This is a genomic window from Alteripontixanthobacter muriae (genome assembly GCF_013336795.1).
In the GTDB taxonomy this organism is placed as follows: domain Bacteria; phylum Pseudomonadota; class Alphaproteobacteria; order Sphingomonadales; family Sphingomonadaceae; genus Pseudopontixanthobacter; species Pseudopontixanthobacter muriae.
Genome location: NZ_JAAFZT010000022.1, coordinates 129995 through 144936 on the forward strand (window position 1 = coordinate 129995; position 14942 = coordinate 144936).

The following is a 14942-nucleotide window of genomic DNA, read 5'->3' on the forward strand; positions in this document are numbered from 1 at the left end:
CCCGTTTTCCTACATTTCAAAGATTATCGTGGCACCTTGGCGAAAGGTGCAGGGCGCAGAGGTTTAGGTTTGCGCCGCGCAGAGAAAAGGGGCGCGTTCCTTTCAGAACACGCCCCTTTATCTGGTCAGAAGCACAGATTCTCAGGCGTTCTCGCCGCCCTCGGCCGCTTCGGCTTCGTCATTGCCTTCCAGCATGTCGGCAGGAATCTCGCCCGGTTCGAGCGTGCGATCCTGTTCTTCCGTGAAGCCTTCCGCCTGGTCGCGGGTTTCTTCGAACATCTGTGCCATGACGTCGACGCCCTGGCTCTGCAGTTCGGCTTCGTCTTCGGAACGTGCAACGTTTGCTTTCACAGTCACATGCACTTCGGGGTGAAGATCGATGCGGACTTCATGGATGCCGAGCGACTTGATCGGGTTACCCATGATGACCTGCTTCTTGTCGATCTCGTGACCCTTTTCGGCCAGACCCGACACGATGTCGCGGACGTTTACGGAACCGTACAGCTGGCCGGTATTGGACGAAGCGCGGATCAGGACGATTTCGGTCCCGTCGACGTTTTCGCCCTGCTTTTCGGCTTCGCTGCGGCGTTCGGCGTTCTCGGCTTCAAGGCGGCCTCGGTTGGCTTCGAACACCTTCTTGTTGGCTTCGTTGGCGCGCAAGGCCTTCTTCTGCGGAAGCAGGAAGTTGCGGGCGTAACCGTCACGAACCGTGACGACGTCGCCGATGCTGCCGAGCTTTTCGATCCTTTGCAGGAGGATGATATCCATGGAACTTTCCTCCTTACTTCACGATGTAGGGCAAGAGGCCGATGTGGCGCGAACGTTTGATCGCCTTGGCGAGTTCGCGCTGCTTCTTGGCCGAAACTGCGGTGATGCGCGACGGAACGATCTTGCCGCGTTCGGACATGAAGCCCTGCAGCAGGCGCACGTCCTTGTAATCGATGGCGGGCGCATTCTTGCCCGAAAAGGGGCACGACTTGCGGCGGCGGAAAAACGGACGGGCCATCAGTTACGCTCCTCACGGTCGCTGCGACGCTTACGTTCGCGGTCGTTCTTGCGCATCATCACGGACGGGCCGTCTTCATGCTCGTCAACGCGGATCGTCATGTAGCGGATCACGTCTTCGTTGATGCGCGTCTGGCGTTCGAGTTCCTCAACGACGGCGCCGGGGCCCTCGATATTGAGCATCACGAAATGCGCCTTGCGGTTGCGGTCGATCTTGTAAGCGAGATTCTTCAGGCCCCAGGTTTCCGTCTTGGTAACCTTGCCGTCATTCGCTTCGATAATTTCGGTGGCTGTCGAGGCCAGCGCATCGACCTGAGCCTGGCTCAGATCCTGACGCGCGAGAAAGACATGCTCGTAAAGAGGCATGCTCCAATTCCTTCACACTGTAATGCCGATCGCTGGCTGATCCGCGGGATTGCGGGGCCCCTCCGGCTTTCTTGGCTGCGCACCAACGGCGGCAGTGCCGTGTCCCTTAGCGGATTGCTGCGAGATGGCAAGCGCGCCTTAAGGCTTGCCAGCATGTGCACGCCTGCGCAAAAGGGCGCGCATTCAAGCGCCGCAACGCCGGCGAAACGGGGAGAATGAAGTGCCGGGTGGTTTGGTAGCCTTGCTTGACGACGTGTCGATCATCGCCCGCACGGCGGCAGCGTCGGTTGATGATATCAGCGTGGCTGCCGGGCGCGCGGGCACGAAAGCGGCAGGCGTGGTTATCGACGATGCCGCAGTCACGCCGTCCTACGTCACCGGGCTTTCGCCAGCACGCGAATTGCCGATTATCTGGCGCATCACAAAGGGCAGCTTCAAGAACAAGCTGCTGGTGCTGCTGCCGATCGCCCTCCTGCTCAGCTATTTCCTGCCTTGGGCGATCACTCCTATCCTGATGCTGGGCGGTGCCTACCTGTCCTACGAGGGCGCGGAAAAGGTAATGGAGAAGCTGGGCGGCGCAAAGCACGGCAAGACCTTGGGTGACGAGATCGATGACCCGGTCGCCTTCGAGGAACAGCGCGTTTCGGGCGCCATACGCACCGATCTGATCCTGTCGGCCGAGATCATGGCCATTACCCTGAACGAAGTATCGGCCGAAACCCTGGTCACGCGCGCGGGCGTTCTGGCCGTAGTCGGCATTCTGATAACGGTTGTCGTTTACGGAGCGGTCGCGCTCATCGTTAAAATGGACGATTTTGGCCTCCACCTGGCGCAGAAGCGCTCCGCCGCTTCACAGAAATTCGGGCGCTTTCTCGTGGCAGCGATGCCGCACCTGCTGACGCTGCTCTCCTTCGTAGGCACTATCGCCATGTTGTGGGTCGGCGGCGGGATAATCCTGCACGGACTGGCGGAGCTTGGACTCGCCGGTCCAGAGCATTTCGTGGAAGGATTGCAGCATGGTGTCGCCGAGATGGCAGGCGCGCTCGGCGGAGTTCTTGGTTGGCTGACCTATGCGATTGCCTCGGCACTGGTCGGGTTGGTGCTCGGCTTCATCCTGGCATTAACGCTCCACCCGGTAATGGAGAAATTCACGGGCGAGGCGCATTGAACGCCTTTCGTAGGACTGATCATTCGGCTTTAGGAAGATCCAGCCCGCAGCGGCTGCAATGGCGGTTAGGCCACGGCAGCATGATGTACTTGCGGAAGAAAAGATTGCTGCCGCAGCGGGGGCAGTTGAACGTCAAGATCCGGCGATTCAGGACGACGAGAACTACGATGACCCCTGCGAATGCCAGCGTCGAATGGCCGAAGAACTGATCGACGATGACGATGAACAGGCAGCCGAACAGGACATTGCCGATCATCGCCCACGCGTGGCGTCTTGCCTGCTGGTAGACGTTCACGAAAGGCGGGCCAGAAGGTCTTTCGCGAAGTCCGTCAAGGTGTCGTCGCGTGCGCCCATGACCACAATGCGGTCGCCCGGTCCCGCGATCTGTATCAGCCGGTCGGCCACGGATTTGCGTTCGGGTAGATAGATCGCCTCCACACCATTTCCGGCGTGCTTTTCGACCAGGCGCACGATCCGCTCGCTTCCTTCGCTGCGATCGACGGTGCCGCCATGATAGACCGGGTCGGAGAAGATGGCCACGTCGCCGGTCTCCAGTTCCCGGGCGAAGGTTTCGGCCAGTTCGTCGCCCATCTGGCGCAATGGCCCGTATCCGTGGGGCTGGAAGAAGGCGAGCACACGCCCCGGCTGGGCGCGCAGAGTGCGAAGCGTTGCCGCGCATTTTTCAGGATTATGCCCGAAATCATCGATGATCGTAATAGCCGAATGGGTAGTGCCGATGACGTCGAACCGGCGTGACAGGCCTGCAAAGCGGGCGAGTGAATCAACGGCATCCGCCAGCGGCACGCCCGCAACCCCGGCCGACGCTATGGCAGCCATTGCGTTGGCGAGATTATGGCGGCCCGGCATGTTGAGAACGAGGTGAGCGCTCGTGCCTGCCCGGCGGTCCGTCACATCGGCTTCAATGGAGGAACGCTTTTCAACGATAGTGCCCCTTTCGGCCAGCACGGTCGCGCAGCCATTTTCCACTCCGAAGCTCGTCGCCTCCTGCGCGCGGTGGATGAGGCGGAAGGCCTCGTCATCGTCCGCATTGACGACGGCGTGATCGGATGCGGCCAGATAATCACCGAACAGGCCGCGCAACTCGTCCATGCTCTTGTGGTCGAGGCTGACATTGAGAAGTACGCCGATCGCGGGCCGGTACAGCGCGATGGAGCCGTCGCTTTCATCGACCTCGCTGACGAACATAGCTTTCGCCATGTCTTCCGCAATGCGGGCGCTGGCGTAAGGATGATCCGCGGTCTGGAAGTTTTTCATCACCGCGCCGTTCATCACGGTCGGATCCTTGCCGTTGTCGGCGAGTATCCACCCAAGCATCGCCGTCACGGTCGATTTTCCGCTGGTCCCGCCGATCGCAATCGCGGTGTCGCTGTCGTTGAACAGGGCGGCGAGCAGTTCGGCGCGGCTCAACCGGCGGCATCCGAGTTCATTAGCGCGGGCGACCTCGGGTACGCTGTCCTCGACCGCAGCGGAGGCGATCAGGACCTGGCTCCTGTCAACTATTCCGCTGCCGTCTTGCGGGTGCAGTTCGAAGCCCTGGCGTTCCAGCGCTGCAAACTTTTGCGGCGAGCGGCCCTGGTCGAAACTGCGGTCTGATCCTGCGACTTCGGCCCCGCGCGCCTTCAGGATCTGGGCCAGCGGCAGCATGCCCGACCCGCCGATGCCGCAGAAGAACCACGGTTGGCCCGTCAGGTCGCGGGTTGGATCGGGAGGGCTTGTCAGGGTCGTCTCGCTATCGCTCATACCGCTCTGCCTATTCAAGGGGTGATGGATTGGCAATGAATGGTGACGCTCATCGTGCCGCGCGCTAGGGCAGGGCACATGACACGCATCGCCATCTGCGCCCCTGCCACCCCGATCGACCGCGAAGTGGCCGCCGCCGTGACGGAGCTTGCAGCGCGGGAATTTCCCGGCCTCGTGCTCGCGTTTCACGAGCAGTGCTTTTCCGAAGACGGTCACTTCGCAGGCCACGACGGCGAGAGGCTGGCAGCGCTGCTGGATTGTGCCACCGATGGCGCGACAGATGCGGTGTGGTTCGCCAAGGGAGGCTACGGGTCCAACAGGATTGCGCCCGATGCGGTTGCGCATTTACAGGCCATGGACCTGCGCATGCCCTTCTTCGGCTATTCGGATTGCGGCTATCTGCACGCGGCATTCGCGCGGCATGGCATTGGCAGGGCGGTGCACGGACCGATGCCGGTCGACGTGAGGCGGGGCGGGGGCGCGGAAGCGGTGCGCCGGGCACTCGGCTGGTTTGCCGGTGACAGCGAAGGTGTCGAAACTTCCGCCGGAGGTGGCAACCCGGTGGTCGCTTTCAATCTGACGACCCTGGCGATGTTGTGCGGCACGCCGCTCATGCCCGATCTTGCCGGAGTCGAGGTAATGGTCGAGGAAGTGGGCGAGCATCTCTATGCCATCGACCGCCTGTTCTTTCATGTGACAGCGCATCTTCAAGGCGTTGCGGGCCTGCGCGTGGGCCGCTTCGGTGCGGTGCCTGAAAACGATCGCCCGTTCGGATTGGAGCCGATCGACATCGCCCGGCACTGGTGCGTAAAGAGCGGCATCCCCTTTCTCGGCAGTGCCGACATCGGGCATGATGCCGCCAACAGGATCGTGCCCTTTACTCTTGCGGCAGCCCCGGCGAGGTCATAGGCCGCTCACCCGCCGAAAAGCGAACAGGAGCCAATTATGCGTGCGTTTATTTTCCCGGGTCAGGGCAGCCAGAAGGTCGGCATGGGCAGCGAACTCGCCGCTGCCAGCCGCATCGCGCGCGAGGTGTTCGAGGAAGTGAACGACGCACTCGGGACCGACCTGGCGCGGATCATGCGCGAGGGGCCTGACGAAACGCTGATGCTGACCGAAAACGCGCAGCCGGCAATCATGGCGAATTCAATTGCCGTCCTGCGCGTGCTGGAGATCGACGGCGGTATTGCGCTGGCGGACAAGGCGGATGCAGTCGCCGGGCACTCGCTGGGCGAATATACCGCCCTTTGCGCTGCCGGCGCATTCACTCTTGCCGACACGGCGCGGCTGCTGAAGCTGCGCGGGCAGGCGATGCAGGCGGCGGTGCCGGTAGGCGTCGGCGGCATGTGTGCGCTGCTGGGTGCCGATGTTCAAAAGGCGCAAGGCCTGGCGGATGCAGCGGCGGAAGGCGAAGTTTGCGAGATTGCCAACGACAATGATCCCTCGCAGGTCGTGCTGTCCGGCCACATCTCAGCAATTGAGCGCGCCGTCGCCATGGCGAAGGATCACGGCATCAAGCGCGGTGTCATGCTGCCGGTGTCCGCTCCGTTCCATTGCAGCCTGATGCAGCCTGCTGCAGATGCCATGCAGGCAGCGCTCGAGCGAGTTCCGCCTGCCGCATTCCGGCTGCCGGTCTATGCCAATGTCACGGCGGCGCAGGTGACCGATCCTACCGAAGAAATCGATCTGCTGGTGAAGCAGGTGACGGGCCGCGTCCGCTGGCGCGAAAGTGTGATCGCCATGCGGTCGGCCGGTGTAGAGCAATTCGTCGAACTCGGCGGAAAGGTGCTTGGCCCGATGATCAGTCGGATCGACAAGGATGCCGAGACCATCAGCGTGCAGACCATGGATCATATCGAGGCGCTGGCTCGCGACCTTTAGAACCTCAAGCGGGAGAGTAAAATCATGTTCGACCTTACCGGAAAGACCGCGCTCGTCACCGGGGCGAGCGGCGGAATCGGGTCCGAAATCGCGCGCGCACTGGCAAAGCAGGGCGCGCGACTTGCACTGTCCGGCTCGAATGCGTCGAAGCTGCGCTCGTTTCGCGAGGAGTTGCAGGACCAGTTCGGCGGCGATCATGTCGAGATTACCTGCGATCTGTCAAACCGCGACAGCGTCGAGCATCTGGTGCCCGCCACAGTCGACACGCTGGGCAGCATCTCGATTCTGGTGAACAATGCCGGCATCACCCGCGACAATCTGGCGATGCGAATGAAGGACGAGGAGTGGGACCAGGTTATGCAGATCAATCTGCAGGCCGCTTTCCGCCTCATGCGCGCCGCTGCCCGCCCCATGATGAAGGCGCGGTTCGGGCGGATCGTTTCTATCACCAGCATCGTGGGTGCGACGGGTAATCCGGGCCAGATGAATTACGCCGCCGCAAAGGCCGGGCTGACCGGCATGTCCAAGAGCCTGGCGCAGGAACTGGCCACACGCGGCGTGACCGTGAATTGCGTGGCGCCAGGCTTCATCCGCACCGCCATGACCGACGAATTGCCCGATACGCAAAAGGAAGCGTTGAATGCGAAGATCCCGATGGGCCGCATGGGCGAGGGCCGCGATATCGGCGCGGCGGTCGCTTATCTCGCGAGTGACGAGGCTGGCTACGTCACCGGGCAGACCTTGCATGTGAACGGCGGTATGGCGATGCTGGGCTGAACCGGACCTGTGCCGGGTCGAACGCGCCTTCAGCCCGGGATATGCACGGTTTTATCCCCAGCCTATCGGCACCGGCATGTGATGGTTCTTGCCCCAGCGGCCACCCCCGCTAAGGATGGTGCGACAAATTCCGGCGTCCGTGGGCGAATCCGGCCCCGGGGGCGCATAAGGGGGAAGTAATGAAGGCCACAATCGAACGCGCCACGCTGCTGCGGTGCCTGTCACATGTGCAATCCGTGGTCGAACGCCGCAACACGATCCCCATCCTGTCAAACGTCCTGATCGACGCGGGCGAGGGGGCATTAAAGGTCATGGCAACCGACCTCGATCTGCAGGTGGTTGAGAACATGGCGGCCGCATCCGTTGATGCTCCGGGAGCGATCACCGTTTCCGCGCATCTGCTGTTCGACATCGCGCGCAAACTGCCGGAAGGCAGCCAGGTCAGCCTTGAAGCGGCGGAAAATCGCATGACGGTCAAGGCGGGCCGGAGCCGGTTCTCGCTGCCGACATTGCCGCGTGACGATTTCCCGGTTATCGTGGAAGGCGACCTTCCGACCAGCTTCGAACTGCCCGCCAAGGTGCTGGCCGAACTGATCGATCGCACCCGCTTCGCCATTTCGACCGAAGAAACCCGCTACTATCTCAACGGTATCTTCCTGCATGTGTCGGAGGAAGACCGCCCCGTGCTGAAGGCGGCGGCCACGGACGGGCACAGACTTGCCCGCTTTACCCTGCCGCGCCCCGATGGGGCGGAAGGCATGCCGGACGTTATCGTTCCTCGCAAGGCAGTGGCCGAACTTCGGAAATTGCTCGAGGAAGCGCTGGACGGCAATGTCCAGATCGACCTTTCGGCCAGCAAGATTCGCTTCACCATGGGCGGGGAGGGCGGCGTCGTGCTCACGTCCAAGCTGATCGACGGGACCTTCCCTGATTACAGCCGCGTGATCCCCACTGGCAATGACAAGCTGCTCAAGCTGGATCCGAAAAGTTTCTACGAAGGTGTCGACCGGGTCGCCACGATCGCGACCGAGAAGACCCGCGCCGTCAAGATGGGCCTGGAAGCCGACAAGGTCGTTCTTTCGGTGACGAGCCCCGACAATGGCACCGCAGCCGAAGAAGTGCCTGCGCAATATGCCTCGGAAGCTTTCGAGATCGGCTTCAACGCCAATTATCTGAAGGACATCCTGGGGCAAATCGATAGCGATACGGTCGAACTGCATCTGGCCGATGCCGGTGCGCCGACGCTGATCCGGCAGGACGACAAGAGCGCCGCACTCTACGTCCTGATGCCAATGCGCGTCTGACCGGCGCGGTTTAGACCGGACCCGTTTCGATAAGCTCAGTCACGAGCCGCGATCATGTCGGCAATGTCGACGAATTTCTCCCGAGGGGAGCCGTCGCGTGCGGCGGCTTCCTCCGCCTGTTCAATGCGTTGCCAGTCGCGGAAAGTGACGATATCCAGACCGGTATCCGCAGCGAAGAGGTCGAAGCCGGGTCGCCCGGGCTTTCCTGCTTTCGGCAACTCGCCTGAACCCAGATCGGCTGCAATCTTGCCAATGATTGCATAGCCGTCAGGGCGATTCGTCCCGATCGTTCCGGTGGGCCCGCGCCGCGCCCACCCGACGCAGTATAGACCCGGTGAAATGCGGCCCTCGTCATTGTCGAAGCGGCCCATCCGATCGTCGAAAGGCACACCTTCGATCGGGGCTGTTCGATAACCGATGCAGCTGATTACGAGATCAGCGGGAATGGAATAGAAATTGCCGGTTCCGACGAGGCGCCCTCCTGCAAAGGCAGTTCGCTCGATCCGGACGCCGGACACTTTTCCGTTTCCGACGATTTCGGCAGGGCTGGCGAAGAAATCGAAAACGATCTCGATATCCGATTTCTTCCGATCCGCTTCGGCTTCCGCGAATTGGCGGATCAAAGTTACGGACTTTTTCTGTCCCGGTTCAAGGGCGTCATCGCTACCTTCAGGAGGAAGGTCGGCGGGATCGACCACCGGCCTCGCTCGCTCCAGCTGGCCTAGCTCGCCGAGTTCCTTCGGTGTCATGGCAATCGCATGAGGGCCGCGCCTGCCAAGGATCGTGATGCGCTCGACACGAGACGCTTTCAGCCTGTCGAGCGCGTGCCCGACTATGTCGCTGCCGGCGAATTCCGCTTCGCTCTTGGCCAGGATGCGCGCGACATCCAGCGCAACATTACCCATGCCGATGATGACGGCATTTCGCACCGAGAGATCGGGATCGAGTCCTGCGAATGCCGGGTGGCCATTGTACCAGCCGACGAAAGCCGCGCTTCCGAACACATTGTGGAGTTCTTCGCCCGCTAAGCCAAGTCTCCGGTCATCAGGCGCTCCGGTGGCGAGTATGACCGCGTCGTAGAGTTCGCGCAGCTTGGAAATATCTATGTCCGTGCCGATCGCGACATTGCCGACAAAGCGTATGTTTTCCGACAGCGCCGTCTTTTCGTAGCGCCGCGATACACCCTTGATCGACTGATGATCGGGCGCCACTCCGGTGCGGATCAGGCCATAGGGAACCGGCATTCTGTCGAAGATGTCGACCTGCACATCATCGCCCCACTGCTTCTGCGCGGCTTCAGCAGTATAGTAGCCTGCCGGGCCGGAGCCGACGATCGCAATGGTCACTGGCATTCCCTGTCTCCTGATAGGTGCAGGAGAATGGCTGTAAAAAAGGTGCATCTCAAGCACCTTCTCGCGCATCGAACAAAGGCAGGAGGTTGCTGCGAATTTAACCAAATTTCAAAGACAGCGCGCCTAAGGCACCGCGATGGGCGAGGTTCTTCATTCCCGATTCAAGGATAACGGCGATCCTCGCGGTGTGCAGCCAAAGCCCGCCGAGCCTGTTGTAAATCGAGGGATCGCAGATCCAAGAACCTTCGGCACCGCGAGGCCATCGGCAAAGGCCGGCACGGACCTCTCGCAAGGCGGTCCCACGGCGGAAGCACCAGCCGCAGTTGAACCCGATGATCGCGAGCATGAACGTCGGTCTGCATCCGCCCTCCGCGGAACGAGTCCATTGGGCGACCGCGTCGACGACAGCCGTGTCTATGACGATCCCGAATTGCTCGTCCCGAAAAGATGGACACGTATGGGGCCGATCCTCGCGGCGACCTACGCGGTTCTCGGCGTGATCAATCTGGACCTGCCGCCGATCAGGGCCATCATCGTCGGACTGCTGTCGATCCTTCTGGCATTTCTCGCGGGCGAATTCCTGAGAATGGATCGCGAGCGTCAGTTTTCCAGGTCCAAACGCCTCGTCATGGTGAGCTTCGCCATGGTCGCTCCTGTCTTCGCGAGCGGAGCCTGCATCGCGATGTGGATGGTGGATGGGGGGCTGCACCCGATCTGGGGCGTGGCGACCTTGCTGTCTTTGACCGGCATTGCGACCTATCTCCTGAACGGGCGCATATTGCTGATGTTCGCCGCCAAGGTGGTCTTCTGGCTCCCTTTCGTGCTGCTGCTGCCGTCCTTGACCAGTCTGGGCAGCGCAATCGCCATGATCGCCGTCTTTACCGTGCTTGCACGTGGCCAGTTCATCCAGGCGCGCGAGCGGGCGATCGTCGAGGAGGCGAAGGAACGGATCAGGAACCGCGCGGACGATATTCTGCGCGACTATGAGGATATGGGTCACGGCTGGTTCTGGCAAACGGACCGCCGCGGCAATCTGACTTATCTTTCCGCCAAGGCCGCAGCCACGATCGGGAAGAGCCCTGATGATGTTCTCGGTCGGCATCTGACGTCCCTGTTCAGTACGGGAGACGACAGCCGCGAGGGTGAGCGCACCGTTTCATTCCATCTATCGGCTCGTTCGCAATTTCATGAACTGGCGGTTCGTGCCGCAGCCGAGGAAGAGCGCTGGTGGGCGATAAGCGGGCGTCCGGTTTTCGACGATTTTGCCAATTACTGCGGGTTTCGCGGGTCCGGCAGCGACCTTACGGAAAAGCGTCTCAGCCAGCAGAAAGCGACACGCCTCGCACAATATGATTCGCTGACCGGGCTCGCGAACCGGCTGAACATGGCGCAATCGCTGGAGCGCATTCTGGCAGCTCGGCAGGACATGCAGAGGGAATGCGCGGTTTTCCTGCTCGATCTCGACCGTTTCAAGAATGTGAACGACACATTGGGCCATCCCGCGGGGGACGCACTGCTGAAGCAGGTGTCGCAGCGCCTCGAGCGTGCGATCGGGAAGTCGGGGCAAGTCGGACGGCTTGGCGGCGACGAGTTCCAGATCATCACACCGGGAAGGCTGTCACGCGAACGCCTCGAGCAGCTTGGTCAGGACATCATCCATTCCCTGTCGCAGCCCTATTCGATCGAAGGGCAGCGGGTGGTGATTGGCGCTTCGGTCGGCATCGCCATCGCCCCGGAACATGGCACCACGGCTGAAGAACTCATCCGCAATTCGGACCTTGCACTCTACGCCGCCAAGGATGGCGGGCGCGGGCGCCTGTATTTCTACGCCGACACGCTGCATTCGGCGGTCGAGGAACGCAACCAGATGGAGCAGGATCTGCGCGATGCCCTGCAGAACGGCGGGCTGGAGTTGTTCTACCAGCCTGTCGTTCACAGCCAGACGGAGCGCATAGCCGGGTTCGAGGCTCTCCTGCGCTGGAATCACCCGGTAAAGGGCTGGCTGTCGCCGGCCAAATTCGTACCGGTCGCAGAGGATAGCGGCCTCATCATCAATATTGGTGAATGGGCATTGCAGACGGCCTGCCGCGATCTCGGGCAATGGCCGGAAGAGGTGCGCTGCGCCGTCAATGTGTCGGCGCTTCAATTTGCAAATCCTCACCTTCCCTCCGTGGTTGCATCGGCGCTGGCGGATGCAGGAGTGGACCCATCCCGGCTTGAGCTGGAAATTACCGAAAGCGTCTTCCTTTCGGATGACAGGAATACCGACGTGACCTTCGCAGCGCTCAAGAAGGTGGGCGTTCGCCTGGCGCTGGACGATTTCGGCACCGGCTACTCCTCGCTCGGATATCTGAAGAAAGCTCCGTTCGACAAGATCAAGATCGACCAGAGCTTCGTCCGCGGAGCGACGGAGAAGGGCAGCCGCAATGGCGCGATCATCGCCTCCATCACCAGCCTTGCACAGGCGCTGGGCATGGACACTACCGCAGAAGGGGTCGAGACGCTGGACGAACTCGACCTGATCCGCCGCTATGGCTGCAGCCACATCCAGGGCTTCATCTTCAACAAGCCCATGCCGGCCAACGAGGTTTTGGCGAAGTTAGCGGGCGGGCTGAAGGTTGAAGCCTGCGGCCCGCAATCGGCCCGGGTCAAGCGTAACACCATGCTCCGCAAGATCGTGCTGGAACATGGCGGGCAATTCTACAACGGCACCATCCGCAACATTTCGGCGACCGGCGCTTTGGTCGAAGGCCTCTGGAACGTACCGGTCGGCACGATTTTTCGCATGGCGCTCACTGAGAAGCACGTCGTCACCGCGACCTGCCGCTGGGGAGAGGACAAGAGGATGGGAGTGGAATTCCTCCGTCCTCTGGAGCTTGATCGGTCTGGCGCAATAATCGCCATGACGACCGATCAGATCGAGGAAACGCGGTCTGTGTTGAGGAAACCGGCATGAACGGCCTCGGAAGATCGGCTGCAAGGAGGCTGGAAGCATGACAAAGCACACCCTTTTCTCCAGGTTCAGCCGTTCCGCACCGGAACTGTTCCACAGCGGCGGCGACCAATCTGCCCTACCCGGCGGATCAGACCTGCGTCGACGGCTCGCCTTGATGGAGGATTTCGAGAATACCGGCCTCGGGTGGTTCTGGGCGACAGACGAACAGGGGCACTTGACCTATCTGTCGCGCAACGCGGCGGAACAACTGGGCGCTGGCGACGCCGACCTCATGGGGCAGAAGCTGACTTCGCTGTTTACCCTCGATCCCGATGGCGATCTTGACGAGGTGCAGCGCCCTCTCGCATTCCTGCTAAGCGCCCGCCAGTCCATCGCCAATCTTCCGGTGAGGGTCGCAACCCAGTCGCACGAGGTCTGGTGGCGGGTATCAGGTAAGCCGGTTCTGAACGCAGCGGGCGTTTTCCAGGGTTATCGGGGCAGCGCGAACGACATCACTGCGCTGCGTAAGACGCAGATCGATGCATCTCGCCTGGCACAGTATGACGCGCTGACCGGCCTGTCCAACCGACACCGCATGACCAGGCGCCTCACCGCCACGCTGAACGCCTATCGCACGGCGAAGCGAAGCTGTGCCTTGATGATGCTCGACCTCGACCGTTTCAAGCAGGTCAACGATACCCTTGGCCATCCCGCGGGCGACGAATTGCTGAAGCAGGTCGCCCAGCGGCTCGAGACCATCATCGGCAACAAGGGCGAGATCGGCCGGCCGGGCGGTGACGAGTTCCAGATCATGCTGCCCGACATCGATGACCGAGGAACCTTGGGCGATCTCGGCTCGCGCGTGATCCAGATGATTTCGCAGCCTTATTCCATCGACGGTAGCCGGGCCATCATCGGCACATCGGTGGGCATCGCCATCGCACCTTATGACGGGCTGGAGACGGAGGAGCTGGTCAGCGCCGCAGACCTTGCGCTGTATGCTGCCAAGGGCGGGGGGCGCGGCCAATTCCGTTTCTATTCCAGTGAATTGAAGGATGGAGCCAATCTGCGTCGCCAGATCGAGGAAGATTTGCGAGACGCATTGGCGAGCGACACGATCGATTTGCATTACCAGCCGCTGGTGAGGACCGCCAACCACACAGCCAGCGGGTTCGAAGCGCTCATGCGCTGGAACCATCCCGAACGCGGCTGGATAAGCCCGGCGCAGTTCATCCCTGTCGCCGAAGACACCGGCATCATACGCGAGTTGGGCGAATGGGCGCTGATGCGGGGGTGCCGCGATGCCGCCGCATGGCCCGGGGATCTGCGCGTCGCCATTAATGTCTCGGCAGTGCAATTCGCGGCGGACGATCTGCCCCGCATCGTCGAACGTGCATTGAAGACCAGCGGCCTTGCACCGGATCGTCTGGAACTGGAGATTACCGAGAGCATTTTCCTGGGCGATCCCCATGCGACGCGGATCATGTTCCGGGATTTGAAGGCGATCGGCGTGCGTCTGGCCCTGGATGATTTCGGCACCGGCTATTCTTCGCTCGGCTATTTGAAGAACGCTCCGTTCGACAAGATCAAGATCGACCAGAGCTTCGTTCGCGGCGCAACGGAAGAGGATAACAACAACGCCGCAATTATCACCGCGATCGTCAGCCTGGCCGAAGCGCTGGACATGGAAACAGTGGCCGAAGGCGTGGAAGCGCTCGACGAATTGTCATTGGTGACGAATCTCGGCGCCAGCCACGTCCAGGGATTCGTGTTCGCCAGCGCTTTGTGCCAGGCGGAGGTTCTTTCTCGGCTGGAAGAAGGGCGGCTTACTTACGAACCCCGGGGTCCGGCCAAACACCGGGCGGACCGGCGAACCCTTTACCGCAAGGTCGGCATCATCCACGAGGATCATCGCTACGAGGGGATGATCCGCAATCTGTCCCGCACGGGCGCCATGATCGAAGGTATTCTCGACGTCCCCACCGGAACGCAACTGGTCCTCGACATGGGCGAAGGACAATTGGCCGTCAGCACGGTACGCAGGTCAAACGGTGCCGCGCAGGGGCTGGAATTCGAGACGCCTCTGGTCAATGACGGTGCGGGAGGGCTCTGTACGCGCCATCGCATCTCCCCCTACGCCCTTGCAGCCGCAGGCATGCCGCTGGCGGCCCTACCGAGTGGGCACTATCCGCTTAATTCTTCAGGCGCTGGCTCGGCGCAGTCGGGACGGCCGAAGTTTTTGCAGATCGAGCTATCGTCGTTGAGCCATTCGCCCCGCTAGCGGTTTGCGCTTCCGGACAGATGCGACAGCACTCTAATTGCTGACAGTCGCGACGCTTGCGGCTAAGGGCGGGGCGACAGCGTTCGCAGCAGCCGTGCGCCCCCCTTTGGCC

General features: G+C 61.6%; 13 protein-coding genes. 7 read left to right on the forward strand and 6 right to left on the reverse strand.

From position 1 onward, the window contains the following. Positions 1-141: 141 nt before the first annotated feature. From rplI to rpsF, 3 genes are read right to left on the reverse strand one after another with little or no spacing between them, the layout of a single operon-like run. On the reverse strand, positions 142-768 hold the full coding sequence (gene rplI, locus G7A66_RS08015; protein ID WP_174295159.1) for a 50S ribosomal protein L9: 627 nt from the start codon (positions 766-768) through the stop codon (positions 142-144). A gap of 13 nt (positions 769-781) precedes the next feature. Beyond that, a complete protein-coding gene (gene rpsR / locus G7A66_RS08020; RefSeq protein ID WP_170004691.1) occupies positions 782-1006 on the reverse strand; it encodes a 30S ribosomal protein S18 in 225 nt (74 codons plus the stop codon). Beyond that, positions 1006-1371: a 30S ribosomal protein S6 gene (rpsF, locus tag G7A66_RS08025; RefSeq protein ID WP_174295160.1), complete on the reverse strand. Its 366-nt coding sequence runs from the start codon at positions 1369-1371 to the stop codon at positions 1006-1008. Before rpsF ends, rpsR begins: the two co-directional genes overlap by 1 nt. A gap of 220 nt (positions 1372-1591) precedes the next feature. On the opposite strand from rpsF, the gene G7A66_RS08030 reads away from it, so the two are divergent. Beyond that, positions 1592-2539: a DUF808 domain-containing protein gene (locus G7A66_RS08030; RefSeq protein ID WP_174295161.1), complete on the forward strand. Its 948-nt coding sequence runs from the start codon at positions 1592-1594 to the stop codon at positions 2537-2539. A 19-nt stretch (positions 2540-2558) separates the two neighbouring features. Here G7A66_RS08030 and G7A66_RS08035 read toward each other — a convergent pair whose 3' ends face one another. Both G7A66_RS08035 and G7A66_RS08040 read right to left on the reverse strand, forming a co-directional pair. Then, complete coding sequence (locus G7A66_RS08035) at positions 2559-2834, reverse strand: hypothetical protein (RefSeq protein WP_174295162.1); 276 nt, start codon at positions 2832-2834, stop codon at positions 2559-2561. Beyond that, complete coding sequence (locus G7A66_RS08040; RefSeq protein ID WP_232366744.1) at positions 2831-4300, reverse strand: glutamate ligase domain-containing protein; 1470 nt, start codon at positions 4298-4300, stop codon at positions 2831-2833. The genes G7A66_RS08035 and G7A66_RS08040 overlap by 4 nt, the downstream gene beginning before the upstream one ends. A gap of 78 nt (positions 4301-4378) precedes the next feature. On the opposite strand from G7A66_RS08040, the gene G7A66_RS08045 reads away from it, so the two are divergent. The 4 genes from G7A66_RS08045 to dnaN all read left to right on the forward strand — a co-directional run bounded on the left by G7A66_RS08045 (position 4379) and on the right by dnaN (position 8262). Next, on the forward strand, positions 4379-5209 hold the full coding sequence (locus G7A66_RS08045) for an LD-carboxypeptidase (RefSeq protein ID WP_232366745.1): 831 nt from the start codon (positions 4379-4381) through the stop codon (positions 5207-5209). Positions 5210-5245: 36 nt separating this feature from the next. After that, on the forward strand, positions 5246-6181 hold the full coding sequence (gene fabD, locus G7A66_RS08050; protein WP_174295165.1) for an ACP S-malonyltransferase: 936 nt from the start codon (positions 5246-5248) through the stop codon (positions 6179-6181). A gap of 24 nt (positions 6182-6205) precedes the next feature. Next, positions 6206-6958: a 3-oxoacyl-[acyl-carrier-protein] reductase gene (fabG, locus tag G7A66_RS08055; RefSeq protein ID WP_174295166.1), complete on the forward strand. Its 753-nt coding sequence runs from the start codon at positions 6206-6208 to the stop codon at positions 6956-6958. Positions 6959-7137: 179 nt separating this feature from the next. Beyond that, positions 7138-8262, forward strand: coding sequence for a DNA polymerase III subunit beta (gene dnaN / locus G7A66_RS08060; RefSeq protein ID WP_174295167.1), 1125 nt, complete (start codon positions 7138-7140; stop codon positions 8260-8262). Positions 8263-8297: 35 nt separating this feature from the next. Here dnaN and G7A66_RS08065 read toward each other — a convergent pair whose 3' ends face one another. Beyond that, positions 8298-9614: an FAD-dependent oxidoreductase gene (locus tag G7A66_RS08065; protein ID WP_174295168.1), complete on the reverse strand. Its 1317-nt coding sequence runs from the start codon at positions 9612-9614 to the stop codon at positions 8298-8300. A 385-nt stretch (positions 9615-9999) separates the two neighbouring features. Here G7A66_RS08065 and G7A66_RS08070 point away from each other — a divergent pair, with 385 nt between their 5' ends. Further along, entirely contained in the window at positions 10000-12570 is a 2571-nt protein-coding gene (locus G7A66_RS08070; RefSeq protein WP_232366746.1) for an EAL domain-containing protein, read from the forward strand. A gap of 37 nt (positions 12571-12607) precedes the next feature. Beyond that, complete coding sequence (locus tag G7A66_RS08075) at positions 12608-14830, forward strand: putative bifunctional diguanylate cyclase/phosphodiesterase (RefSeq protein ID WP_174295169.1); 2223 nt, start codon at positions 12608-12610, stop codon at positions 14828-14830. The last annotated feature ends 112 nt before the right edge of the window (positions 14831-14942 follow it).